Here is a 22,282-nt window from a genome sequence, read left to right as displayed (position 1 = left end):
AAAGGACAAACATTCCTCAACACGATGATCAAACACACAAAAACGCCGCAACCCCTAAAGGGTCGCGGCGTTTTTTTGTGACTAAAGCCCGGAGCAAAGGCACAAACTCGCGCGTTGAGCTGACGCGGGCAAAGCCCGTGGGGCGCTGATCTCTTGGCCGCCCGGGTTTCGGCCCAATTCCCGGGCAGATTCGCCGGGCCTTGAACCGGAGATTCGCCGGGCGCGACCCAGCAAGGCGAGTTCACCGAGGAGAAATTTCATGCGCAATCGTTTTCGTCCCGTCGCCGCTGCATTGGTCGCGGGCTGTTTCGCTGTCGCTTTGGCGTCGGCGTTCGGCACAGCGGCCTCGGCCCAGGTCAAGCCGTCGCCCGAGGCCGCGGCGCCGTCCGAACCCGCGCTGAAGGAAATCGCGCTGACCGAAAGGCAGATCCAGAATGTGCTGGCCGCGCACAAGGACATCGATGCGATCGCCGCCAAGATGCCGGATGACCCCCAGGCGAAGCCCGATGCGAAGATCGTCCAGCAGCTCGACGAGGCCTCCCGGAAATATGGCTTCGCCAATTACGGCGAGTACAGCGAAGTGGTCGAAACCATCAGCATGGTGATGGCCGGCGTCGACGCCAAGACCAAGACCTATGTCGGCCCCGAGGCCGAACTGAAGGCGCAGATCGCGATCGTCGAGGCTGACACCAAGATGTCGGCCGACGACAAGAAGCAGGCGCTGGCGGATCTCAACGAGGCGCTGAAGTCGCCCGGGCCGACCGTGAAGAACACCTCCAATATCGACCTCGTGCTGAAGAACTACGACAAGCTCGCCGAAGCGCTCGACGACGACGAATAGTCGCCGTTGATCGGTGATTGCTTCAGATTGCCGACGCCGCCTCGTTGCCGAGGCGGCGTTTTTGTTGATGGAACGTCGCGCGCGTGGTTCAGCGTCCGGAAAATGCCTGCTCCATCGCCCGCCTGGTTGCCACGGTCGGATCGTTCTGGTCGATCTCGACGTCACACCAGCGCACCACGCCGCCGTGGCCGACATCGCTGGTCAGTCTGACCCGGTGCGCGAGCCCGATCGGCAGCGCGCCGGCCGTCAGGCTGTCGGATGCGCGCATCAACTTCCCCCACACCGTATAGCCGCCTTCGCCGTCGAGCATTTCGCCGGCTTTCAGATCCCGCTTCGCCACCGCGACGACATCGCCGCGGAAGTCGCGCGGCTGCCCGGTCGGTTCGCGCCGCAGCGCCGCCGACAGCACCGAAATGCCGAGCTCGAGCCCGATCAGGTGATACGGCTTGTACATCGCGGCGTAGCGGCCGCTCGAATCCGTCTTCAGCCCGTATTGCCTGAAGCAATCGGCGGCGTAATCGTTCGGCGCTTCGATCACCACATAGACGCCCCAGCGCAGATCGCGGAACACCGGTCGGCCGTCACGCTCCAGCGACGACACCACTTCGACCATGCCGGATCGCTCCAGCACCCCGCCATCTGCGCGCGGCCGCAGCACATGCGGCAGATCGTCGACCCCGCAGGGTGGAAAAGCGAGCCCGGCTGCGGGCACGTCGAGTCCGGTCGCATTGGCGATCGCCGCCATTTCGATCGCGGATTTCGTGCCGTCGAGAAACGAGTTGAACATCTGCGGATTCATCCCGGCCGATTGCGCCTCGGCGGCGGAAAGACCGTAATGGCTCCACACCCCGGCCGGCGTGACGTCGTGATAGATCGGCAGATATTTGGTGCCCTTGCCGGCGGCGACGACGCGGAATCCGGTCGCGCGCGCCCAGTCCACCAGCTCGGCGGTCAGCGCCGGCTGATCGCCATAGGCCAGCGAATAGACCACGCCGGCGCGCCGCGCTTCGTCGGCGAGCAGCGGGCCCGCCAGCACATCGGCCTCGACATTGACCATCACCACATGCTGGCCGGCGGCGATCGCCGCGCGCGCATGGCGGATGCCGGCGGCGGGATTGCCGGTCGCTTCCACCACGACCTCGATGCCGGCGGCATTCGCCGCGGCCGGATCGCTGTCGAAGCGCGTCGCCGCGATCCTGCCTTCGTCCCAGCCGACATGGCGGCAGGCGTCGCGGGCGCGCTCGGGATCGAGATCGACGATCGCCGCCACCTCGAGCCCGCGGGTGTGCGGCGTCTGGGCGAGAAACATCGAGCCGAATTTGCCGGCGCCGATCAGTGCGACGCGAACCGGCCGTCCGGCGTCGGCGCGGGCGGCAAGCAGATGATGAAGGTTCATGAGCCGTCCAATCCTGGAAATCACCGCATTCGCGTCGGCCCATCCGGCGTGGCGCGACTGCGGCCGAAGAGGATGACAGGCGAAGGCGTCCGTGCACGTAGCTCAAGGGTCGCGACCCGCGCAAGGGCGCGCTCCTCGCCCTCCGGCGGTCGTTTCGCCGGTCCGGTCACCTGGAGTTTTGTCGATGTCGACGGCGCCACCGGTCGCCGAACTGGCAGGCGGTTGCCGCAAAGCTGCAATGCACTGCAGCTTCGGGGCCGCGACAACGGCCCGGCCGCGTTGCGCCGCAGCGCGGCGTCGCGCTATAAGTTCGGGAGTGTGATGATCTGGATGCACCTTCGATGAGCCGGCGTTTCCCATGAAGGTCATGCTGGCGATCTTCAAGCTCGACAAGCTCGGCGGCAAGGAACGCGATTGCATTGCGATCGCGCGGCATCTTGCGGCGCGCGGTCACGACGTCACCGTGCTCACGACGTCGGCCGATGTGCCGGGGATCGACGATCTGAAACTGGTGACGCTGCGCGCGCGCGGACTCGCCAATCACGCGCTGCTGCGCGATTTCGCCCGCGGGGTGATCGAGCGCAAGCTGCGCGCCGAGCCCGATGCGTTGCTGTCGTTCGAGCGGATTCCGGACGCCGATTTTCACTATGCCGCCGACGGCGCCGCGATTCTGCGCGAATGGCGGCTGTGGTCGTGGCCGCCGCGGCGTCGCACGCGGCTGGCGCTGGAGCGCGCCGTGTTCGCATCGCCGGCCGCGACCAGGCTGTTCTTCATGACCGAGCGGCAGCGCGACGAATACATCATCGCCTATGATTTCGAGCCGTCCCGCGCCACCGTGCTGCCGATGATCCTGCATGACGACCGCTACGCGGCGGCGCGCAAGCTCGGCGCCGGCGATTCGCGCAAGGATCGAGGGCGCAAGGATCTCGGCGTCGCCGCCGACGAACTGCTCGCGGTGTCGGTCGCGGTCGATCCGAAGCTGAAAGGCGTCGACCGCAGCCTCGCGGCGCTGACGCTGTATCCCAAGCTGCATCTCGTCATCGCCGGATCGGATGCGCCGTGGCTGCATCGCCGCGTCGTGCGGCTCGATCTCGAGAGCCGGGTTCACATCGTCCCCTACGTCGCCGAAGTCATGGACCTGATCGCGACCGCCGATTTCATGCTGCACCCCGCGCGCTCCGAAGCGGCCGGGCAGGTGATCGGCGAGGCGCTGCTCGCCGGCGTGCCGGTGCTCGCCTCGGCGGCCTGCGGCTATGCGGACGAAATCGCGCGCAGCGGCGCCGGAATGGTGTTGCCCGATCCGTTCCAGCAGGATGCGCTGATCAATGGCATTGCCCACATGATCGACGCGTTGCCGGCGATGCGCAAGGCCGCGGCGGTGCGGGCGCGCAGTCTGCAGCAGCAGCGCGGCGCATGGCTGTCGGTGATCGCGGAGCGGATCGAGCGCGGCGCTGCAAAGCCTCGCTGAAACCGGGTGGATCGCTCCGCCTCGCGCGGATATGCTGCCTCGCTGATCAGCAACGAGATCCCCGATGACGGCGCGCAACTACACGATGTTCGACACCGCGATCGGCCGCTGCGGCATCGTCTGGGGCGAGCGCGGCGTGGTCGCGGTGCAGTTGCCGCAGCAGAGCGAGGCGCAGACCCGCGCCCGGATCAGCCAGCGCTCCGGCGACATCCCGGAAGCTGCGCCGCCGCCGCACGTGCAGCAAGCGATCGACGGCATCGTCGCGCTGCTCGCCGGCGCGCCGATCGATCTCACCGGAATTGATCTCGACCTCGACGGCGTGTCCGATTTCCAGCGCGAGGTTTACGATATCGCGCGAACCATCCCGCCGGGCCAGACGCTGAGTTATGGCGACATCGCCAAGCGGCTCGGCGGAGTCGAACTTGCGCGCGAGGTCGGGCAGGCGCTCGGCCGCAATCCGGTCCCGGTCATCGTGCCGTGCCATCGCGTGCTCGCCGCGGGCGGCAAGCCCGGCGGATTTTCTGCCAATGGCGGCGTCGCCACCAAGCTGAAGCTGCTGGCGATCGAGGGCGCGGCGGTCAACTACACGCCGAGTCTGTTCGACTGAAATGTGGCGCGCGCTACCTTGCGCGCCACAGCTTCGCCTCATGCTTTTCGATGTGAAGGACGGCTCAGGCCGGCGGCGGTACAGAGACCTTAACCGACGGACGTTCCAGCATTTTCTGGTTGAACGCGTCGAGTTTCGGATAGGCCTTGCGCCAGCCGCAATCGGGAAACCGGAAATCCGCATAGCCGAGCACGCAAACCAGCGTGATCTGCGCGAGATCCAGCTGTCCGTTCAAGACCTTATCGTTCTGTTCGAAACGCGCCATGCCGGTCCACGCCCGCGACCAGTGATCGTCGTACCAGCTCTGCCAGAACAACTCCTTCGGCCGCAGCAGCTTTTCGTAGCGGCACAACAGCATCGAATCCAGCATCCCCTGCAGCAGCGCGTGATCGCTGCGCACCCGCCAGCGCTCCGGCCCCGCCGCCGGGATGAGTTTGCCGCCGCCGGCGAGGTCGTCGAGATACTCGGCGATCACGAAGGAGTCGATGATAACTTCGCCATTGTCGAGGATCAGCGCCGGTAATTTTTTCAGCGGATTGACGTCGCGCATGTAGTCGTCATTGGCCTGACCGGGCACGACCGCGGCCGGGATGAATTCAATCCGGTCGATCAGCCCGAGTTCGATCGCGGCGATCCGAACCTTGCGTGCGAACGGCGAGGCGGGCGAGAAAGAGAGCTTCATCAGGAAATCCTTTCACGACAAGGCTTTTCGACGCACGCCGCGAGCGGCGCGTTGCTCAGAATGGCGTCCGTTGTATCGCCGCGCTACGCAGCGACGATGGTCTGCTTCTGCTCGCCGAGGCCGTCGATGCCGAGCGTGACGACGTCGCCGACGTTGAGAAACTGCGGCGGCTTCATGCCCATGCCGACGCCGGGCGGCGTGCCGGTGGTGATGACGTCGCCGGGCAGCAGTGTCATGACTTCAGAGAGATACGACACGATCTTCGGCACGTTGAAGATCATCGTCGCCGTCGAACCGGTCTGGCAGCGTTTGCCGTTGACGTCGAGCCACATCCCCAGCCCGTGGACGTCCGCAATGTCGTCCTTGGTCACAAGCCACGGGCCCAGCGGCCCGAACGTGTCGTGTGACTTGCCCTTGGTCCATTGCCCGAGCCGCTCGAGCTGGAAGGCGCGCTCGGAGACGTCGTTGCAGACCGCGTAGCCGGCGACGTAGTTCAGCGCATCAGCCTCGGAGACGTATTTGGCGCGGGTGCCGATCACGATCGCAAGCTCGACTTCCCAGTCGAGCTTGGTCGAGCCGCGCGGCTTTTCGACATTGTCGTTCGGGCCGCACAGCGAGCTCGACGCTTTCATGAACACGATCGGCTCGGCCGGGATCGGCATGTTGGCTTCGGCGGCGTGATCCGCGTAGTTCAGTCCGATCGCGATGAATTTCGGGGCGCCGCCGACCGGCGAGCCGATCCGCGGGTGGCCGGACACTTCGGGCAGGCTTGCAGGATCGATCGCGGCGAGCTTGGCGAGGCTGGCCGGCGCAAACGCGTCGCCGGCAAGGTCTGCGACCTGCGCCGACAGATCGCGCAACTGGCCTGATTTGTCGATCAGGCCGGGTTTCTCCTGGCCAACCGCACCATATCGAACGAGCTTCATGCCGCGCTTCCTCCGAGTTTTGTTGCTGAACACCTCATGGAGCAGCACCGCGCGAATTTCAACCGGCGAGACCGGTTGCGGCCCAAGCGAGCCCGCGGCGCGGCCGCTGTTATTGCACTGCCACCAAACGAAAAGCGTCGCCGTCGCGCTTGATGTAGCCGGGTCCGAAATGACCGCCGATCACCAGCGTCGGCGTGTCGGAGACGCGCGAGAACAGCGCGCGCCGTGTCTCGGCCGATTGCTTCGGATCGAAGTCGACCTGCGACGACCAATCCAGATGCGCCATCTGGCACGGGTGATGGGCGACGTCGCCGCTGAGCAACGCCTCCGCGCCGTCCGAACGAATGTGCAGGCAGACATGGCCGGGGCTGTGGCCGGGCGTCGGGATCAGCGTGATCTCGTCGGCGACCGCGGCGTCGCTCGCCACCAGATCGACTTTGCCGGCATCGACCACCGGCTGGATCGAATCCGCAAACACCGCAGCGTGTTCGCCCTCGGTGCTGTGCGTCTTCCAGTATTCATATTCGCTGCGGGCGAACACGTAGCGGGCGTTGGCGAAGGTCGGCGCCCAATGGCCGTCGATCAGCCGGGTATTCCAGCCGACATGATCGACGTGCAGATGCGTGCAGATCACCTGGTCGATGCTGTCGGCCGGATAGCCCGCCGCTTCCATGTTCTGCAGAAACGGCTTGTCGAGACCGTTCCAGGTCGGGACGCTGCGGCCCTGCTTGTCGTTGCCGATGCAGGTGTCGACCACGATGCGGCTGGTCGGAGTCTCGATCACCAGCGCGTGCACCGTCATCTTCAGCCGGCCTTCCGCGTTTGCGAAATCCGGCATCAACCATGGCAGCTTCCGGATGTCCTCGCTGGTCGCCTGTGGCAGAATGAACCGGGTGCCTCCGGTGGATTCGATCTCGACGATCTTGGTGATCTTGATCTTGCCGATCGTCCAGCCCATCCCACGTTTCTCCCGATCGTTGGTGTTTTGCCCGAACATGCTGGTTTTGCCGGAGCGGTGCAATGGATCATCTGCCGCCGCGGTGCGTTAGTCGCCGGCGCAGGTGCGCCAGATGATGGGAGATTGTTCGATGCCCGAACTCGCGATTTCGACCGACAAGGTCGGTTTCCTGATCGAGAAGGCGCGCGAATACGACGTCAAGGAAGGCGCCACCGATCCGGATTCCGGTTCGAACGGCTCCGACGACAATATGATCGGCGTGCTGGAGGACAACGGCACCGATCCGGTCGGGCAGGAGATTGCCGGCTTCATCGCTGCGATGAGCGAGGATGAGCAGATCGATCTGGTCGCGCTGATGCGCCTTGGCCGCGGCGACGGCACGATCCAGGATTGGGACGATCTGCGCCGCGAGGCCGCGGAAGGCCGCAACGGCCGCACCACGCGTTATCTGCTCGGTGAGCCGCTGCTCAGCGATTATCTCGCCGCCGGTCTCGATGAGTTTGGGCTATCCTGGAACGACGAGCGGATCACGCCGGTGGTGTGACCGCCAGAGTCCGGCGAGCACCAGGCGATTCTATCAAGCGGTTAGGCCGTCGCGGCGCGCGGCGGTTTGTCTCGCCCGCGATATAACTTCGTCCCATCTCTGCGCGATCTGCTCGGAAACCGTAAATCAACGACCTGGTATCTTTCCGAGGTGTGGATTTTTTACCGGCATTTCGAGCCGGTGGCGGTCTATCCTTTTCCGATCTGCATCAGCTCCGAAGTGGAGTTGGAGAAGATTGATGAAGCTGGAAGCTGATTTCGACTATCGCGATTTTCTCGCCAGACTCGGCGTTGGAAAATCGGTCCTTCGCTTCGCGCGCGATCAGGTGATCTTTTCCCAGGGCGACGCCGCTGATAGCGTGTTCTTCCTGCTCGATGGCCGGATCAAGGTCGTCGTATTGTCCGCGCAAGGCAGAGAGGCGGCGACCGGCCTCGTCAATTCCGGGCAATTCTTCGGGGATAATTGTCTGATCGGCGAGCAGGTCCGCTCCGCGACGACGATCGCGATGCGCGATTGCGTCGTCGCGTCGATCAGCAAGGCTGTGATGATCGAAATGCTGCGCACCGAGCCGCAATTCGCCGAGCTGTTCATCCGTCATCTGCTGCTCCGCAATCGCGGGATCGAAGAGGATCTGATCGATCAGCTTTTCAATTCCAGCGAAAAGCGTCTTGCGCGGTTGCTGCTGCGCCTCTCAAAACTTGACGACAATGGTGGCGTCCAGCCGATCGCGCCGCATATCAGCCAGGAGACGCTGGCCGAGATGATCGGCACCACGCGCTCGCGCGTCAGCTTCTTCATGAACAAGTTTCGCAAGCTCGGCCTGATCAGCTACGACCGCAACATCGAAGTGCATCCACGGCTGAGCGCGATGTTGCAGGACCATTCCGAAGTCCGCAGCTGAGCCCACCGACGGCTTCCAGAGCGGAGCCGACGCCGCTTGCGACCCGAGATCGAAGCCGGGCGCAGCTGCACCACCCCCTCGAGTTTTATGCCGCCGTTTGGACCGTGGCGCCACGCGCAAGGCGGCTATCGACGCCTCGCACATCTGCAGAGCCAGATAGGCCGGCAGATCGGAGGTGACATGCCCGATCTCAGAGAGTCGATCGAACGGCTTTACGCCAGCGGCGCGGCGTGGTTGAGGGGAGAGACGTTGAATCGGTAGAGTTCACGACGCAGTCAGCGTCAACCTGATGTGCGCGCATCTTTGCGTGCCTCCGGATGACGTGTCTTGTCGATTTCAGAGCAAACAAGAAACGAACCGGAGGAAGAATGCCCGACTTCATCACCCTCGATGCGCTGGTGCGCAACACCGCGCAAGCACGTCCGGACCGCATTGCGGTGATCGATGGCGAGCGGAAATTGCGTTACGCGGAATTCGACGCGCTGATTGACCGTATCGCTGCGGCCCTGCAGCGCGACGGCGTGAAGCCGACCGATGCGATTTCGATCTGCGCATTGTCGTCGATCGAATATGCCGCGACATTCCTCGGCGCGTTGCGGGTCGGCGTCGCCGTGGCGCCGCTGGCGCCGTCCTCGACCGCGCAGGACTTTGCCGCGATGGTGAAGGATTCCAGCGCCAAGATTCTTTTCACCGACGACTTCGCCGCCGAGGCGATGAAGGACGCCGCTATCGACGCCTCCGTGCGACGCGTCGCACTCGACGGCGGTGCGAGCGGCGCGGCGTTCTCGGGCTGGCTCGCAGCCGAAGGCGCGAAGGCGGCGCCGGTCTCAGTCGATCCGGAATGGGTGTTCAACATCATCTATTCGTCGGGCACCACCGGCACGCCGAAGGGCATCGTGCACACCCACAGTCTGCGCTGGCGGCAATACGGCCAGCTCGATCCGCTCGGTTACGGCCCCGAGGCCGTGACGCTGCTGTCGACGCCGCTTTATTCCAACACCACGCTGGTCTGTTTCAATCCGACGCTGGCCGGTGGCGGCACGCTGGTGCTGATGAAGAAGTTCGACGCCCGCGGCTTTCTCGACCTCGCCCAACAGCACCGCGTCACCCACGCGATGCTGGTGCCGGTGCAGTATCGGCGGATCATGGCGCTGCCGGAATTCGGATCCTACGAGCTGTCGTCGTTCGTGATGAAATTCTGCACCTCGGCGCCGTTCGCGGCCGAGCTGAAGCGCGACATCCTCGCGCGCTGGCCGGGTGGCCTCACCGAGTTCTATGGCATGACCGAGGGCGGCGGCTCCTGCGCGCTGCTCGCGCACGAACATCCCGACAAGCTCGGAACCGTCGGCCAACCGATGCCCGACCACATCATCCGGCTGATCGACGAGGACGGCAATTTCTTGCCGCAGGGCAGCATCGGCGAGATCGTCGGCCGCTCGGCGGTGGTGATGACGGGCTATCTCAATCAGCCGCAGAAGACCGCCGAAACGTTCTGGACCGACAAGGACGGCCAGCGCTGGGTGCGCACCGGCGACGTCGGACGTTTCGATCAGGACGGCTTCCTGACGCTGATGGACCGCAAGAAGGACATGATCATCTCCGGCGGCTTCAACATCTATCCGAGCGACATCGAGGCGATCGCGAGCCAGCATCCCGCGGTGCTCGAAGTCGCCGTCGTTGGTATGCCGTCCGAAGATTGGGGCGAGACGCCGGTGGCCTTCGTTGTGGCGCGGCCGGGCGCCACGCTCGATCCGGCGGAGCTGAAAGCGTGGACCAATGCGAAGGTCGGCAAGACCCAGCGGCTGTCCGAGGTCGTCCTCTCCGAAGCGCTGCCGCGCAGCGCGATCGGCAAGGTGCTGAAACGCGAGCTCCGCGATCAGCGGCTGGCGGCGGGCGCCGTGTCGTGAACAAGAAGATCGTCATTCCGGGACGCGCCGTCAGGCGCGAACCCGGAATCCAGAGCTTGGCGTGCGAGGCCTGGTGAACATCTCGAGATTCCGGGTTCGCTCGCTGTGCGAGCGCCCCGGAATGACGAACGGGAGGGCAGGGCGCGAAGAAGGCGATGCCCTCAATAATGCGGCGGGCGTTCGTTGGCCGGTGTGGCGACGCTGGATTCCGCCTGCTGCAGGCGTTCGCTCAGCGCTGCGATCTGCCGCGTCAGCGTGTCGATCTGCTTCCATTGCGCGGTCACGGTCTGGTTCAACGTCTCGATGGTTTCGTCCTGATAGCTCAGGCGCATCTCGAGCGCGTCGATGCGGTCGCTCAAAGATCCATCGTCGGCCATCGGACCGCTCCAATGCTGCAAAGAATCGCCGGACCGGATCGGGTCCGCGCGATGATCTATCAGCCCCGCGCGCCGCGCGAAACCCCGCCGCAATGGCGGATCGTGATTGACGGGGAGAGGCCCGATGCGTCGAGGATTGCTCAGGCCGGCCGGAATATGTCAATTAGGCTGGCGCCGAAGCGCGGCGCGGTGAACCAAAGAGCCTGTTCCCATGAGGAATTTTCACTTTGCCGGCCGGTCCACGGTCCATGGCCGCAACGCCATGGTGGCGACCTCGCATCCGCAGGCGGCGCTCGCCGCGATCGAGATCCTGCAGGCGGGCGGCACCGCGGCTGATGCCGCAATCGCCGCCTCGGCGCTGCTGTCGGTGATCGAGCCGCAATCGACCGGCATCGGCGGTGATTGCTTTGCGTTGTATCAGCCTAAGGGCACAGGGAAGATCGTCGCCTATAACGGCTCCGGCCGGGCGCCGGCGGCGGCCAAGGCGGAGTGGTTTCTCGAGCGCGGCATCGATGCGATCCCGCTCACCAGCCCGCATGCGGTGACGATCCCCGGCGCGATCGACGCCTGGGCGACGATCCTGCGCGACCACGGCCGGTTCGGCTTCGACAAATTGCTGCAGCCCGCGATCAAGGCCGCGGCCGAAGGCTATGTGGTGGCGCCGCGGATCGCGTTCGACTGGCGGAACGGCTTCGAAAAGCTGAAGAAGGGCGTCAACGCGGCGCGCTATCTGTTGCCGCACGGCGAACCGGCCAGGACCGGCGACGTCATCAGGCAGCCGGAACTGGCGCAGACGCTGAAGCTGATCGCCGACAACGGCCCCGACGCGTTCTACAAGGGGGCCGTCGCGCAGGACATGGTCGAGACGCTGCGCGGGATCGGCGGTCTGCACACGCTCGAGGATTTCGCCGAACACACCACCGAGACGACGTCGCCGCTCGGCACCGTCTATAAGGGCTTCGACGTCTGGCAGTGCCCGCCGAACGGTCCGGGCATCACCATGCTGGTGATGCTGAACATTCTCAGCCGGTTCGACCTCGGCAAGTTCGGTCCGCTCAGCGTCGAGCGCTTTCATCTCGAAGCCGAGGCGACACGGATCGCCTACATGATGCGCGAAGAGCACATCGGCGATCCGGCGCATGTCGATATCGACGTCGTCCGCATCCTGGCGCGGGAGTTCGGCGAGGAGCATTGCAGCAAGATCGCGCTGGACAAGCTGCTGGACCTGCCGCATGTCGCGCCGCCGATGAACCCGTCGACGGTGTACATCACCGTGGTCGACGAGGACCGCAACGTCTGCTCGTTCATCAACTCGATCGCGCATTCTTTCGGTTCGGCGATCGTCTCGAACAAGACCGGCATCCTGCTGCAAAACCGCGGCGCCGGCTTCCGCGTCCAGCCCGGCCACCCGAACTGCATCGCGCCGAAGAAACGCCCGCTGCACACCATCATTCCGAGCCTCGCCACCGAGAACGGCCGGGCGCGGTTGTCGTTCGGCGTGATGGGTGGCCAGTACCAGCCGGTCGGCCAGGTCCATGTGCTGACCAACATCCTCGACTACGGCCTCGACGTGCAGGAGGCGATCGATCTGCCGCGCGGCCTGCACTACGAGGGCATCTACCAGCTCGAGGACGGCGTCCCGGCCGCGACCGTCGAAAGCCTGAAGCAACTCGGCCATAAGGTTTCGCCTGTCGGCACGCCGCATGGCGGTGGCCAGGGGATCTGGATCGATTGGGACAAGGGCACGCTCACCGGCGGCTCCGACCCGCGCAAGGACGGCTGCGCGCTCGGTTATTGAGACGAGAATTCCGTCATCGCGAGCGAGGCGAAGCAATCCACAGCTCAGTGTCCGACGTCTGGATTGCCGGGTCGCTTCGCTCCTCGCAATGACGGCCGGAATGGCGGGGAGGAACGCCGCGTGAAAATCGCGATTCTCGACGATTACTTCGACACGCTGCGGACGCTGCCCTGCTTCGCCAAGCTGGCGAGCCACGACGTCACGGTCTTCAACGATCACTTGCAGGACACCGACGCGCTGGCGGAGCGGCTGAAGGAAACAGAGGCGCTGGTGCTGATCCGCGAGCGCACCCGGATCCACGCAGCCCTGTTGGAGAAACTGCCGAAGCTGAAGCTGATCAGCCAGCGCAGCGTCTACCCGCACATCGATATCGACGCCTGCACGCGGCTTGGCATCGTCGTCTCGTCGAACATGCACGCCGGCACGCCGTCATACGCCGCGGCGGAGCTGACCTGGGGGCTGGTGCTGGCGGCGATGCGGCAGATTCCGCAGCAGGCGGCGGCGCTGAAAGCCGGCGTCTGGCAGATCGGCGTCGGACATACGCTGCGTGACAAGACGCTCGGCATCTTTGGCTACGGCCGGATCGGCAGCGTGGTCGCTGGCTATGGCCGCGCTTTCGGCATGACGGTTCTGGTGTGGGCGCGCGAACCCAGTCTGGCGCAGGCCCGCGCCGATGGCCATCAGATCGCTGGTAGCAAGGAAGAATTCTTCGCGCAGAGCGATGTGCTGTCGCTGCACATGCGGCTGGTGGACGCCACCTGCGGCATCGTCACGCGGTCCGATCTGGCGCGGATGAAGCCGGGCGCCCTGCTGGTCAATACCAGCCGGGCCGGGTTGATCGAGCCCGGCGCGCTGGTCGAGGCGCTGCGCGCGGGGCGTCCCGGCATGGCGGCGATCGACGTGTTCGACGCCGAGCCGCTACGCGATCCGAGCGATCCGTTACTGAAGATGGACAATGTCGTCGCGACCCCGCACATCGGCTACGTGTCGCGCGATGAATACGAGTTGCAGTTCAGTGAGATCTTCGACCAGATCGTGGCATATGCGGCTGGTGAGCCGATCAACGTGGTCAATCCGGCGGTGACGTCGCACGCACGGCGCTGAACCTGGCACAAACGCAAAAAGACCGGCTCGAAGCCGGTCTTTCGCGGTGATCTCAATCGGGATAGCTACCCGGATGCGATCACACTCGCACCATCACAGGTTGCGATTGACTGCGCCTGCCGCCTTGTCGGCGGTGTCCTTCACCGCTTCCTTGGCATCGCCGAGCGCCTGCTGGCCCTTACCCTTGGCTTCCTGCAGCGCGCCTTCGCCTTCCAGCTTCTCGGAGCCGGTGGCCTCGCCAATACCCTGCTTGGCCTTGCCGACTGCCTCGTTGGTGGCGCCCTTGATTTTGTCCATCGTGCTACCCATCGGAATTCTCCCTTGATCTCATGAGCGTCACCTGACTGGTGCGCTGCACATCGACAACAGCAGGCTCAGTCGGATGTTCCGGCCTTTATTATGAGTGATTGCTCCAAATCTTTGGAACAAAACCGTGAGTGCTACACCAGCCACTGCACCTCCCGAGTACGCTTTCTGTCGGCTTGAAAGATGCCGCGTAGTGGGGTTCTATGGTACCTATTGTGCGTGGCCGTGCGACTTCCTGTTCCCTGGTCTGATCAGCGCCTATTTTTCGGCAAATATTAACTGAGGCAGCCTTCGCCCTGCGCTGTTTGTGATCGAGTTAACGCAGCGGAAGCTCCCAGGTCCCATGGTCTGGCTCTAGCTACTGCTGGACGGCTGGCGCTGATCGACAGCGTTGGCAGAGACTCCAGGGGATGGTGCGAGTAAACTCACCTTGCCAGGCCGGGTAGGGTGCAGCGAGAGATCCAAAGCCTGACGAAGACGGCCGAGAGAGCGTTGCGAGATGACCGGCCTACGGCAAGTAATGACAAAGGTGCGGGAGCCTCGAGAGGATTGGATATCGAGGCTCGCGTCCTGGCTCCGCGGTCGTGGCGCCGGCACGCTGGTGCCAGCCGATATCGACGAGCGCGAGTTGCGGCTGATCCGCGCCGCGCAGATTCAAAGCGTCAGCCGGCTCGTACCGGTGACGATGTCGATCAATGTGATCAACGCGACCCTTGTGGTGATGGTGTTTTGGGACACCGGCCCCCACGCCTTCTTGCTGGCGTGGTTCGGCGCCATCTGCGCGGTTGCCGGATTGGCAATGCGGTCGTGGCACAAGTCGCGGCGTGCGCCGCCGCGTGAGGCCTCGACGAACGCGACCCGACGGATGAGCGTGCAGGCGTTGATCCTCGGTCTGATCTGGGGCGCCATGCCGATCGCGCTGTTTCCCAACGCCACACCTTCCGATCAGTTGATCATTGGCTGCCTTGTCACCGGCATGATGTCAGGCGGCGCGTTTGCGCTGTCGACGGTGCCCCGCGCCGGCCTCGCCTACACTTGGGCGATGGTGCTCTGCGCCGCGATCTCGCTGATACTGTGCACCGGCACCAGCTATCTGATCACCATTGCGTTTCTGATGCTCTACGCGCTGTTCATCTCGCGCAATCTGGTGTCGCACGGTGAGATGTTCTTCGACAATCTGCGCGCGAAGTTTGAACTGGAGCGCAACACCGAAATCATCTCGCTGCTGCTCAAGGACTTTCAGGCCAACGCCAGCGATTGGCTGTGGCAGACTGACACCCAGGGACGGTTGGTGCACGTGCCCGACCGTTTCGTCGAGGTGGCGCATCTGCCCGCCAACATCCTGTGCGGCGCACTGCTGTCCGACGTGATCGGTATGCTGTGTTCAGACGACGGCCGTTGTGCGGCCACCGTCGCCGCCAAGATGGTGATGCGCGAGCCGATGGATGAGCTGATCGTGCACGTGACGATCGGCGGGAGTCCGCGGCTGTGGTCACTGACGGCTAAGCCGATGTTCGATTACAATGACGAGTTCGCCGGTTATCGCGGAGTCGGACGCGACGTCACCGAGCGGCGGCGCGCCGAGCAGGCCGAAGCGGAGAATCGGGCGAAATCCGGCTTCCTGGCGATGATGAGCCACGAGATTCGCACGCCGATGAATGGCGTGTTGGGCCTCGCCAATTCGCTGCTCGAGACCAAGCTCGATCCCGACCAGCAGCACGCGGTCGCCACTATCCGCGACTCCGGCGACAATCTGCTGCGTATCCTCAATGACATTCTCGATCTGTCTAAGCTCGAAGTGGGCCGCCTCGAATTCGAGCAGGTCAACTTCTCGCCCTCCGTGCTGGTCGATGCGGTGCGCTCGATCGTCGAGCCGAACGCCCGGGCCAAGGGGCTGGCGCTCAAGATCGATGTCGATCCGCGCTTGCCGCCGGCCCTGACCGGAGACGCCGCGCGCATCCGCCAGGTGCTGCTCAACCTCGCGTTCAACGCCGTCAAATTCACCGATCACGGCAGCGTTTCGATCGTGCTGACCTGCGTCAAGCGTGACGACGCCCACGCGACGATCGAGTGGCAGGTCACCGACACCGGCATCGGCATCCCGCCGGAGCAGATGGGCTCGCTATTCACCGAATTCGCGCAAGGCGACGCGTCGATCAACCGGCGGTTCGGCGGCACGGGGCTGGGGCTCGCGATCAGTCGGCGGATCGTCGAGCAAATGGGCGGCGCAATCGATGTCACTTCGAAACCGGGCGAGGGGTCGACGTTCCGCTTCAGCCTCGATTTGCCCTGGACCAATGCGCTGATCTCCGATCATCGGCTGGAACGCGTCGGCAATGACGATCTCCGGACCCGGATCGCGATGCTCGGTCGACCGCTGCGTGTGCTGATCGCCGAGGACGACGCTACCAATCAGCTGGTGGTGATGAAGATGTTGCAGGAATTCGCTGCCGACGCGCAAGTCGTCTCCGATGGCGCCGAAGCGTTGCGCATGCTCGCGCAAGAGGAGTTCGACGTCGTATTGATGGATGTGCGGATGCCGACGATGGACGGTCTCGCCGCCACGCGCGCGATCCGCAGCCGCGGCGGTGCGCTCGAAGGGCTGCCGGTCATCGCACTGACCGCAAACGCGTTCCCCGACGACATCAGGATTTGTCGCGAAGCCGGAATGACCGACTTCCTCGCCAAGCCGCTACGCAAGCCGGCGCTGGTCGCAGCGGTGTTGCGTGCGCTCCGCGGCGGCGGCAGCGCAGCCGGGATCGCGGCGCCTCCCGCAGCAGAACCTGCGCCGCTTGATCTGAACATCCTGACCGAACTCGCCGAGGAAATCGGTCGGGATCAGATCAATGAAATGGTGACGCTGTTTTTCAGCGAAACCGAGCGCCGCATCGCGCTTTTCAGGCAATTCGGTAACAAGATCGATCGCGACCTGTTGGCGGTCGAGGCGCATTCCATGAAGGGCGGCGCCGCAACGCTAGGGTTCTCGCTCATCGCCGATATCGCGCGTTCGATCGAGCAGAACTCGGCCATCGTATCGCCGGACGCGCTCGACTTCCAAACCGGGCAACTGGCGAAGGCGTTGTCGGAATTGCGTCCGCACTGCGAGGCCAGCTTCAAACTGGCGAGCTGAGGCAACGCCGTCCTGCCCGGGGGGCCACCGATCGCTTCTGGGATGTCGGGATCGGGCGATCACATTCGTCCTCGGCATATCTCTTTCAAGATCGACTGCGCCGATCAGGCCGAGGTCGATCGACTGTGGGATGCGCTGCTCAACGGCGGTACGCCGGACCGGTGTGGCTGGCTTCGCGATCGCTACGGCCGGTCCCGGCAGATCGTTCCGTCGATCCTGCCGAAACTGTTCAGCGGCTCCGTTCGAGCGGGTGCGGAACGGGTAACGCAGGCCATGATGAAAATGGCGAAGCTCGATGGCGACGCATTTCAGCGGGCCTACGACGGAGCACAAGCATAAAGCAGGGCGCCGGAATCCTGAACTCTGATGATTATTGACAATCGTCAGTGTTCAGTAGACAGTTCCATCGTTGTCGTTCGAGGACCTGTCGATGCTTGCGCACCCGATTTTCGATGGATTTATCCGGTTGTTCATCGGCTTGCTGATCGCATTCGCGGCGATCGGGCTGGCCGGCTGCAACGACAAGCAGGTCAAGAAGGAGCGCTCTGATCGGCCCGTCCTGGTCGAGACCGTGCATTATATCGCGGCCTCTCCCGAACGCAGTTTCGTCGGGACGGTCCGGCCGCGGATCGAGACCGATATCGGCTTCCGGGTCTCCGGAAAGGTCGCGAAGCGCCTTGTCGAGGTCGGGCAGACCGTCGAGATCGACCAACCGCTGGCGCTGCTCGACCAGACCGATCTCAAACTGCAAACGGAACAATCCGAGGCCGAGCACCGCGCCGCCAAGGGCGTGCTGGCGCAGGCGACCGCGTCCGAGAACCGCGTCAGGGAGCTTCGCGCCAAGGGTTGGGCGACGGAAGCGCAAATGGATCAGGCGCACGCCGCGGCGGATGAGGCCCGCGCCCGCTTCGCCCGTGCCGAGCGTTCGGTGGACCTGACCCGCAACGCGCTGTCCTATGCGAGCCTCATTGCCGATACCCGCGGCGTCATCACCGCAACGCTGATCGACGCCGGCCAGGTGGTCGCGGCCGGGCAGCCGGCGTTCCGCGTGGCGCGGTTCGGCGAGAAGGAGGCCGTGGTCGCGATTCCGGAGACGCTGGTGGGGCGCGCCAAGCAGGGCGAGGCCCGCGTCACGCTGTGGTCCGAGCCCGGCAAGACCTACGCAGCGAAGCTGCGCGAGATTGCGCCGATGGCTGACCCGGCGACCCGCACCTACCTCGCCAAGTTCCTGTTGCCCGATGCCGACGACCGCGTCTCGCTCGGCATGACCGCGACATTGACGCTCGCCGATTCGGCGACCGATCGCGTGGCGCGGCTGCCCCTTTCGGCATTGTTCAATCAGGGCGGCGCGTCGTCGATCTACGTTGTCGATGGGTCCGGTCAGGTGACGCTGAAGCCGGTCACCGTGAAGGCCTACGAGACCGATCATGTGGTGATCAGCGGCGGCGTCGAGGAGGGCGCCAAGGTGGTCGTGCTCGGCGTGCAAAAGCTCGATCCGGCCGAGAGGGTCCGGATCGTGTCATCGTTGTCGTTCTAGATCGCGAGACGCGCCGATGCGGTGGTTCAATCTCTCGGCGTGGGCGGTCAAGCACCCGGCGCTGATCCTGTTCCTGATCTTCGCGCTGGGCCTCTCCGGCATCTACTCCTATCAGCGGCTCGGCCGCGCCGAGGATCCGTCCTTCACCGTCAAGGTGGCGGTGATCTCGGTGATCTGGCCGGGCGCCACCGCGGCGGAAATGCAGGCGCAAGTCGCCGATCCGATCGAGAAGAAGCTGCAGGAGTTGCCCTATTTCGAAAAGGTGCAGACCTATTCGAAGGCCTCCTTCACCGCGATGCAGGTGACCTTCCGCGACTCGACGTCGCCCGCCGAGGTGCCGCATCTTTTGTATCTGCTGCGTAAGAAGCTGTGGGATGTCGCGCCGCAACTTCCGAGCAATCTGATCGGCCCGAACATCAACGACGAATACAGCGACGTCGATTCGATCCTCTATATGATGACCGGAGACGGCGCCAACTACGCGCAGTTGAAGAAGGCAGCCGAAGGCCTGCGCCAGCGGCTGCTGAAGGTCGAGAACGTCACCAAGGTCAATATCTATGGCGCCCAGGACGAGCGGATCTATGTGGAGTTCTCGCACGCGAAACTCGCCACCCTCGGCCTGACGCCGCAGGCGCTGTTCGACTCGCTCGCCAAGCAGAACGCGGTGACGCCGGCGGGCACCGTGGAAACCTCGTCGCAGCGCGTGCCGCTGCGCGTCACCGGTGCGCTCGACGGCGTCAAGGCCGTTGCCGAGACGCCGGTGGAAAGCAACGGCCGCGTGTTCCGGCTCGGCGACATCGCGACCGTGTCCCATGGCTACGTCGATCCGACCGACTATCTGGTGCGGCAGAAGGGTAAACCTGCGATCGGCATCGGTGTGGTCACCGCCACGGGCGCCAATATCCTCGATCTCGGCGAGCACGTGAAAGCCGCGACCGCCGAGTTCATGGGCGACGTGCCGCAGGGCATTGAGATCGAGCAGATCGCCGACCAGCCGCTTGTGGTGAAACATGCGGTCGGCGAGTTCATGAGTTCGTTCCTCGAGGCGCTGGTGATCGTGCTGTTCGTGTCGTTCCTGGCGCTCGGTTGGCGCACCGGCGTCGTGGTCGCGCTGTCGGTGCCGCTGGTGCTGGCGATCGTCTTCATCGTGATGAACGTGATGTCGCTCGACCTGCACCGCGTCACGCTCGGGGCGCTGATCATCGCGCTCGGCCTTCTGGTCGACGACGCCATCATCGCGGTCGAGATGATGGTCGTCAAAATGGAGCAGGGCTGGGATCGCGCCCGCGCCGCGTCGTTCGCCTGGGAGTCGACCGCATTTCCGATGCTAACCGGAACGCTGGTCACGGCCGTGGGCTTTCTGCCGATCGGCCTGGCCAACTCCTCGGTCGGCGAATATGCCGGCGGCATCTTCTGGATCGTGGCGATCGCGCTGATCGCGTCATGGTTCGTCGCGGTGATCTTCACGCCCTATATCGGCGTCAAGCTGCTTCCGGATTTCGCCGGCAAGAAAGGCCACAATCCGGACGAGGTGTATCACACCCGGATCTATCGCGCGCTGCGCGCCGGCGTGGCCTGGTGCGTGCGCCGGCGCGGGACGGTCGTGCTCGCCACCGTCGGCATCTTCATCGCGTCGATCGTCGGCTTCGGCCATGTCCAGCAGCAGTTCTTCCCGCTGTCCGAGCGGCCCGAACTGTTTCTGCAACTGCGGCTGCCGGAAGGCACCGCGTTCAACGTCACCATGAACACCGTGAAGCAGGCCGAGACGCTGTTGAAAGACGACGGCGACATCGCGACCTACACGGCTTACGTCGGCAAGGGTTCGCCGCGGTTCTGGATGGGCCTCAACCCACAGCTCCCGACCGAATCCTTCGCCGAGATCGTGATCGTCGCCAAGGACGTCGCGGCGCGCGAGCGGATCAAGGCGCGGCTCGAACAGGCGGCGCATGACGGCCGGCTCGCCGAGGCTCGGGTCCGGGTCGATCGTTTCAACTTCGGCCCGCCGGTCGGATTCCCCGTGCAGTTCCGGGTGATCGGCTCCGACACCGCCAAGGTCCGCGAGATCGCCTACAAGGTGCGCGACATCGTCAAAGCCAATCCCAACGTGATCGATCCGCATCTCGATTGGAACGAGCAGTCGCCCTATCTCAAGCTGGTCGTGGATCAGGACCGCGCCCGCGCCCTCGGGCTGACGCCACAGGACGTCTCGCAGGCGCTCGCGATGCTGATCTCCGGTGCGCAGGTCACGGCGGTCCGCGATGGCGTCGAGAAGATCGGCGTCGTCGCCCGCGCGGTGGCGTCCGAGCGGCTCGATCTCGGCCGCATCGGTGAACTCACCATCACCGCGCGCAACGGCGTCGCGGTACCACTGTCGCAGATCGCCAAGGTCGAGTACGCCCATGAGGAGCCGATCCTGTGGCGTCGCAATCGCGATATGGCGATCACTGTGCGGGCCGATGTCGCCGAAGGCGTCCAAGCGCCGGACGTCACGAACGCGATCTGGCCGCAGCTCAAGGAAATCCGTGACAGCCTGCCGTCCGCCTATCGGATCGAGATCGGCGGCGCGATCGAGGAAGCCGCCAAGGGCAACGCTTCGTTGTTCATCCTGTTTCCGGTGATGGTGATCGCGATGCTGACGCTGCTGATGATCCAGTTGCAGAGCTTCCCGCGGCTGCTGCTGGTGTTTCTCACGGCGCCGCTCGGGGTAATCGGCGCCTCGCTCGGCCTCAACGTCGCCAACGCGCCGTTCGGTTTCGTCGCGCTGCTCGGTTTGATCGCGCTGGCCGGCATGATCATGCGCAACACCGTGATTCTCGTCGATCAGATCGAGACCGATGTCGCGCAGGGCGCGACCCGCCGCGAGGCGATCGTCGAAGCCACGGTGCGCCGCGCCCGGCCGGTGGTGCTCACGGCGCTCGCTGCGATCCTCGCGATGATTCCGCTGTCGCGCTCGGCGTTCTGGGGGCCCATGGCGATTACCATCATGGGCGGTCTGTTTGTCGCCACCTTCCTGACGGTGTTCTATCTGCCCGGCCTGTACGCGCTGTGGTTCCGCAAGAGTCTCGACGAGCGCGGCGGTCGTGGCGAAGCCGACCTCGCACCGCAACATGCCGATCAGGCGCAGCGCGCGTTTCCGCTTGCCGACGCCGCTGAATAATTCAATATCCGATCCAGAATGACGCTGATCACAGACAATACCGAAGCCGACATGCGCCGCCGCATCCTGGTGGTGGCGGAGCGGCTGTTCCGTCAGATCGGCTATCAGAAGACCACCGTGGCCGATATCGCCAAGGTGCTGCAGATGAGCCCCGCGAATGTGTATCGCTTCTTCGATTCAAAGAAAGCGATCCACAAGGGTGTGGCGCGTCATCTGATGGGTGAGGTCGAGCAGGCGGCGGAGAACATCGCTGCGGCGGATGGTCCGGCGGCCAAGCGGCTGCGCGACCTGCTCGGCACTATCCATCGCATGAACCGGGAGCGCTACGTCGGCGACGAAAAACTCCACGAGATGGTCGCCATCGCAATGGAGGAGAACTGGGACGTCTGCATCAATCATATGGAGCACATCCTCGCCGCCATCGGGCAGGTGGTTGCGCAAGGGGCGGCGACCGGCGAATTCGATGCGCCCGACGTGCCACTGGCGGCGGGTTGCACCTGCACCGCGATGGTTCGCTTTTTCCACCCGCAGATGATCGCGCAGAGCTTTGACAATGAGGGGCCGACGCTCGACCAGATGGTCGACTTCGTGCTTGCTGGTCTGCGCGCCGGCCGCCACACCGCTTCTCCCTAACTCCAGGAAC

General features: G+C 64.5%; 19 protein-coding genes. 13 read left to right on the top strand and 6 right to left on the bottom strand.

Going from position 1 to position 22,282, the window contains the following annotated elements:
- Nucleotides 1-259: 259 nt before the first annotated feature.
- The gene (locus BMY71_RS21975; protein WP_092686163.1) at nt 260-841 is read left to right on the top strand and encodes a hypothetical protein; all 582 of its coding nucleotides are present in this window, start codon (nt 260-262) and stop codon (nt 839-841) included.
- Nucleotides 842-929: 88 nt separating this feature from the next.
- On the opposite strand, the gene BMY71_RS21970 is transcribed toward BMY71_RS21975, so the two are convergent.
- On the bottom strand, nt 930-2,237 hold the full coding sequence (locus tag BMY71_RS21970) for an NAD(P)H-dependent oxidoreductase (RefSeq protein WP_092686162.1): 1,308 nt from the start codon (nt 2,235-2,237) through the stop codon (nt 930-932).
- Nucleotides 2,238-2,595: 358 nt separating this feature from the next.
- Between BMY71_RS21970 and BMY71_RS21965 the strand changes: the two genes are divergently transcribed.
- Together BMY71_RS21965 and BMY71_RS21960 are read left to right on the top strand one after the other, a co-directional pair.
- The gene (locus BMY71_RS21965; protein WP_092686161.1) at nt 2,596-3,705 is read left to right on the top strand and encodes a glycosyltransferase family 4 protein; all 1,110 of its coding nucleotides are present in this window, start codon (nt 2,596-2,598) and stop codon (nt 3,703-3,705) included.
- Between the two features lie 64 nt (nt 3,706-3,769).
- Complete coding sequence (locus BMY71_RS21960; protein ID WP_092686160.1) at nt 3,770-4,312, top strand: methylated-DNA--[protein]-cysteine S-methyltransferase; 543 nt, start codon at nt 3,770-3,772, stop codon at nt 4,310-4,312.
- Between the two features lie 64 nt (nt 4,313-4,376).
- Here BMY71_RS21960 and BMY71_RS21955 read toward each other — a convergent pair whose 3' ends face one another.
- The 3 genes from BMY71_RS21955 to BMY71_RS21945 all read right to left on the bottom strand — a co-directional run bounded on the left by BMY71_RS21955 (nt 4,377) and on the right by BMY71_RS21945 (nt 6,878).
- Nucleotides 4,377-4,994, bottom strand: coding sequence for a glutathione S-transferase family protein (locus tag BMY71_RS21955; protein ID WP_011504466.1), 618 nt, complete (start codon nt 4,992-4,994; stop codon nt 4,377-4,379).
- Between the two features lie 83 nt (nt 4,995-5,077).
- The gene (locus BMY71_RS21950; RefSeq protein WP_011504465.1) at nt 5,078-5,920 is read right to left on the bottom strand and encodes a fumarylacetoacetate hydrolase family protein; all 843 of its coding nucleotides are present in this window, start codon (nt 5,918-5,920) and stop codon (nt 5,078-5,080) included.
- A 109-nt stretch (nt 5,921-6,029) separates the two neighbouring features.
- On the bottom strand, nt 6,030-6,878 hold the full coding sequence (locus BMY71_RS21945; protein ID WP_092686159.1) for an MBL fold metallo-hydrolase: 849 nt from the start codon (nt 6,876-6,878) through the stop codon (nt 6,030-6,032).
- A gap of 130 nt (nt 6,879-7,008) precedes the next feature.
- Here BMY71_RS21945 and BMY71_RS21940 point away from each other — a divergent pair, with 130 nt between their 5' ends.
- The 3 genes from BMY71_RS21940 (at nt 7,009) to BMY71_RS21925 (ending at nt 10,230) form a co-directional block, all read left to right on the top strand.
- The gene (locus BMY71_RS21940; protein WP_092686158.1) at nt 7,009-7,422 is read left to right on the top strand and encodes a DUF3775 domain-containing protein; all 414 of its coding nucleotides are present in this window, start codon (nt 7,009-7,011) and stop codon (nt 7,420-7,422) included.
- 238 nt (nt 7,423-7,660) lie between these two features.
- The gene (locus tag BMY71_RS21935; RefSeq protein ID WP_092686157.1) at nt 7,661-8,323 is read left to right on the top strand and encodes a Crp/Fnr family transcriptional regulator; all 663 of its coding nucleotides are present in this window, start codon (nt 7,661-7,663) and stop codon (nt 8,321-8,323) included.
- Between the two features lie 368 nt (nt 8,324-8,691).
- Nucleotides 8,692-10,230, top strand: coding sequence for a class I adenylate-forming enzyme family protein (locus BMY71_RS21925; protein WP_092686156.1), 1,539 nt, complete (start codon nt 8,692-8,694; stop codon nt 10,228-10,230).
- A 161-nt stretch (nt 10,231-10,391) separates the two neighbouring features.
- Here the strand turns inward: BMY71_RS21925 and BMY71_RS21920 are convergent, their stop codons facing one another.
- The gene (locus BMY71_RS21920) at nt 10,392-10,607 is read right to left on the bottom strand and encodes a SlyX family protein (RefSeq protein WP_092686155.1); all 216 of its coding nucleotides are present in this window, start codon (nt 10,605-10,607) and stop codon (nt 10,392-10,394) included.
- Between the two features lie 211 nt (nt 10,608-10,818).
- Between BMY71_RS21920 and ggt the strand changes: the two genes are divergently transcribed.
- Complete coding sequence (gene ggt, locus BMY71_RS21915; protein ID WP_092686154.1) at nt 10,819-12,405, top strand: gamma-glutamyltransferase; 1,587 nt, start codon at nt 10,819-10,821, stop codon at nt 12,403-12,405.
- Between the two features lie 120 nt (nt 12,406-12,525).
- The gene (locus BMY71_RS21910) at nt 12,526-13,509 is read left to right on the top strand and encodes a D-2-hydroxyacid dehydrogenase family protein (RefSeq protein ID WP_092686153.1); all 984 of its coding nucleotides are present in this window, start codon (nt 12,526-12,528) and stop codon (nt 13,507-13,509) included.
- A gap of 93 nt (nt 13,510-13,602) precedes the next feature.
- Here the strand turns inward: BMY71_RS21910 and BMY71_RS21905 are convergent, their stop codons facing one another.
- On the bottom strand, nt 13,603-13,818 hold the full coding sequence (locus BMY71_RS21905) for a CsbD family protein (protein ID WP_011504457.1): 216 nt from the start codon (nt 13,816-13,818) through the stop codon (nt 13,603-13,605).
- Between the two features lie 496 nt (nt 13,819-14,314).
- On the opposite strand from BMY71_RS21905, the gene BMY71_RS21900 reads away from it, so the two are divergent.
- The 5 genes from BMY71_RS21900 to BMY71_RS21880 all read left to right on the top strand — a co-directional run bounded on the left by BMY71_RS21900 (nt 14,315) and on the right by BMY71_RS21880 (nt 22,272).
- Nucleotides 14,315-16,945 carry an ATP-binding protein gene (locus tag BMY71_RS21900; RefSeq protein WP_092686152.1) on the top strand — a complete coding sequence of 877 codons (2,631 nt, stop codon included), beginning with the start codon at nt 14,315-14,317 and terminating at the stop codon, nt 16,943-16,945.
- A 42-nt stretch (nt 16,946-16,987) separates the two neighbouring features.
- Nucleotides 16,988-17,284 carry a VOC family protein gene (locus BMY71_RS21895; protein ID WP_092686151.1) on the top strand — a complete coding sequence of 99 codons (297 nt, stop codon included), beginning with the start codon at nt 16,988-16,990 and terminating at the stop codon, nt 17,282-17,284.
- A gap of 91 nt (nt 17,285-17,375) precedes the next feature.
- Nucleotides 17,376-18,482, top strand: coding sequence for an efflux RND transporter periplasmic adaptor subunit (locus BMY71_RS21890; protein ID WP_092686169.1), 1,107 nt, complete (start codon nt 17,376-17,378; stop codon nt 18,480-18,482).
- A gap of 16 nt (nt 18,483-18,498) precedes the next feature.
- Complete coding sequence (locus tag BMY71_RS21885; RefSeq protein WP_092686150.1) at nt 18,499-21,639, top strand: efflux RND transporter permease subunit; 3,141 nt, start codon at nt 18,499-18,501, stop codon at nt 21,637-21,639.
- A gap of 18 nt (nt 21,640-21,657) precedes the next feature.
- Complete coding sequence (locus BMY71_RS21880; protein WP_092686149.1) at nt 21,658-22,272, top strand: TetR/AcrR family transcriptional regulator; 615 nt, start codon at nt 21,658-21,660, stop codon at nt 22,270-22,272.
- Nucleotides 22,273-22,282 lie beyond the last annotated feature (10 nt).

The organism is Rhodopseudomonas pseudopalustris (genome assembly GCF_900110435.1).
Taxonomy (GTDB): Bacteria; Pseudomonadota; Alphaproteobacteria; order Rhizobiales; family Xanthobacteraceae; genus Rhodopseudomonas; species Rhodopseudomonas pseudopalustris.
Note: the sequence above shows the minus strand (reverse complement) of the source record. Positions and strands in the feature narration are given on the sequence as shown.

Excerpts from the sequence above, each read along its gene's own strand:
- BMY71_RS21885 (WP_092686150.1), top strand. The coding sequence starts at position 18,499 with ATGCGGTGGTTCAATCTCTCGGCGTGGGCGGTCAAGCACCCGGCGCTG.
- BMY71_RS21900 (WP_092686152.1), top strand. The coding sequence starts at position 14,315 with ATGACCGGCCTACGGCAAGTAATGACAAAGGTGCGGGAGCCTCGAGAG.
- BMY71_RS21935 (WP_092686157.1), top strand. The coding sequence starts at position 7,661 with ATGAAGCTGGAAGCTGATTTCGACTATCGCGATTTTCTCGCCAGACTC.
- BMY71_RS21940 (WP_092686158.1), top strand. The coding sequence starts at position 7,009 with ATGCCCGAACTCGCGATTTCGACCGACAAGGTCGGTTTCCTGATCGAG.
- BMY71_RS21920 (WP_092686155.1), bottom strand. The coding sequence starts at position 10,607 with ATGGCCGACGATGGATCTTTGAGCGACCGCATCGACGCGCTCGAGATG.
- BMY71_RS21965 (WP_092686161.1), top strand. The coding sequence starts at position 2,596 with ATGAAGGTCATGCTGGCGATCTTCAAGCTCGACAAGCTCGGCGGCAAG.
- BMY71_RS21970 (WP_092686162.1), bottom strand. The coding sequence starts at position 2,237 with ATGAACCTTCATCATCTGCTTGCCGCCCGCGCCGACGCCGGACGGCCG.
- BMY71_RS21945 (WP_092686159.1), bottom strand. The coding sequence starts at position 6,878 with ATGGGCTGGACGATCGGCAAGATCAAGATCACCAAGATCGTCGAGATC.
- BMY71_RS21950 (WP_011504465.1), bottom strand. The coding sequence starts at position 5,920 with ATGAAGCTCGTTCGATATGGTGCGGTTGGCCAGGAGAAACCCGGCCTG.
- ggt (WP_092686154.1), top strand. The coding sequence starts at position 10,819 with ATGAGGAATTTTCACTTTGCCGGCCGGTCCACGGTCCATGGCCGCAAC.
- BMY71_RS21895 (WP_092686151.1), top strand. The coding sequence starts at position 16,988 with ATGTCGGGATCGGGCGATCACATTCGTCCTCGGCATATCTCTTTCAAG.
- BMY71_RS21925 (WP_092686156.1), top strand. The coding sequence starts at position 8,692 with ATGCCCGACTTCATCACCCTCGATGCGCTGGTGCGCAACACCGCGCAA.
- BMY71_RS21905 (WP_011504457.1), bottom strand. The coding sequence starts at position 13,818 with ATGGGTAGCACGATGGACAAAATCAAGGGCGCCACCAACGAGGCAGTC.
- BMY71_RS21975 (WP_092686163.1), top strand. The coding sequence starts at position 260 with ATGCGCAATCGTTTTCGTCCCGTCGCCGCTGCATTGGTCGCGGGCTGT.
- BMY71_RS21880 (WP_092686149.1), top strand. The coding sequence starts at position 21,658 with ATGACGCTGATCACAGACAATACCGAAGCCGACATGCGCCGCCGCATC.
- BMY71_RS21890 (WP_092686169.1), top strand. The coding sequence starts at position 17,376 with ATGCTTGCGCACCCGATTTTCGATGGATTTATCCGGTTGTTCATCGGC.
- BMY71_RS21960 (WP_092686160.1), top strand. The coding sequence starts at position 3,770 with ATGACGGCGCGCAACTACACGATGTTCGACACCGCGATCGGCCGCTGC.
- BMY71_RS21955 (WP_011504466.1), bottom strand. The coding sequence starts at position 4,994 with ATGAAGCTCTCTTTCTCGCCCGCCTCGCCGTTCGCACGCAAGGTTCGG.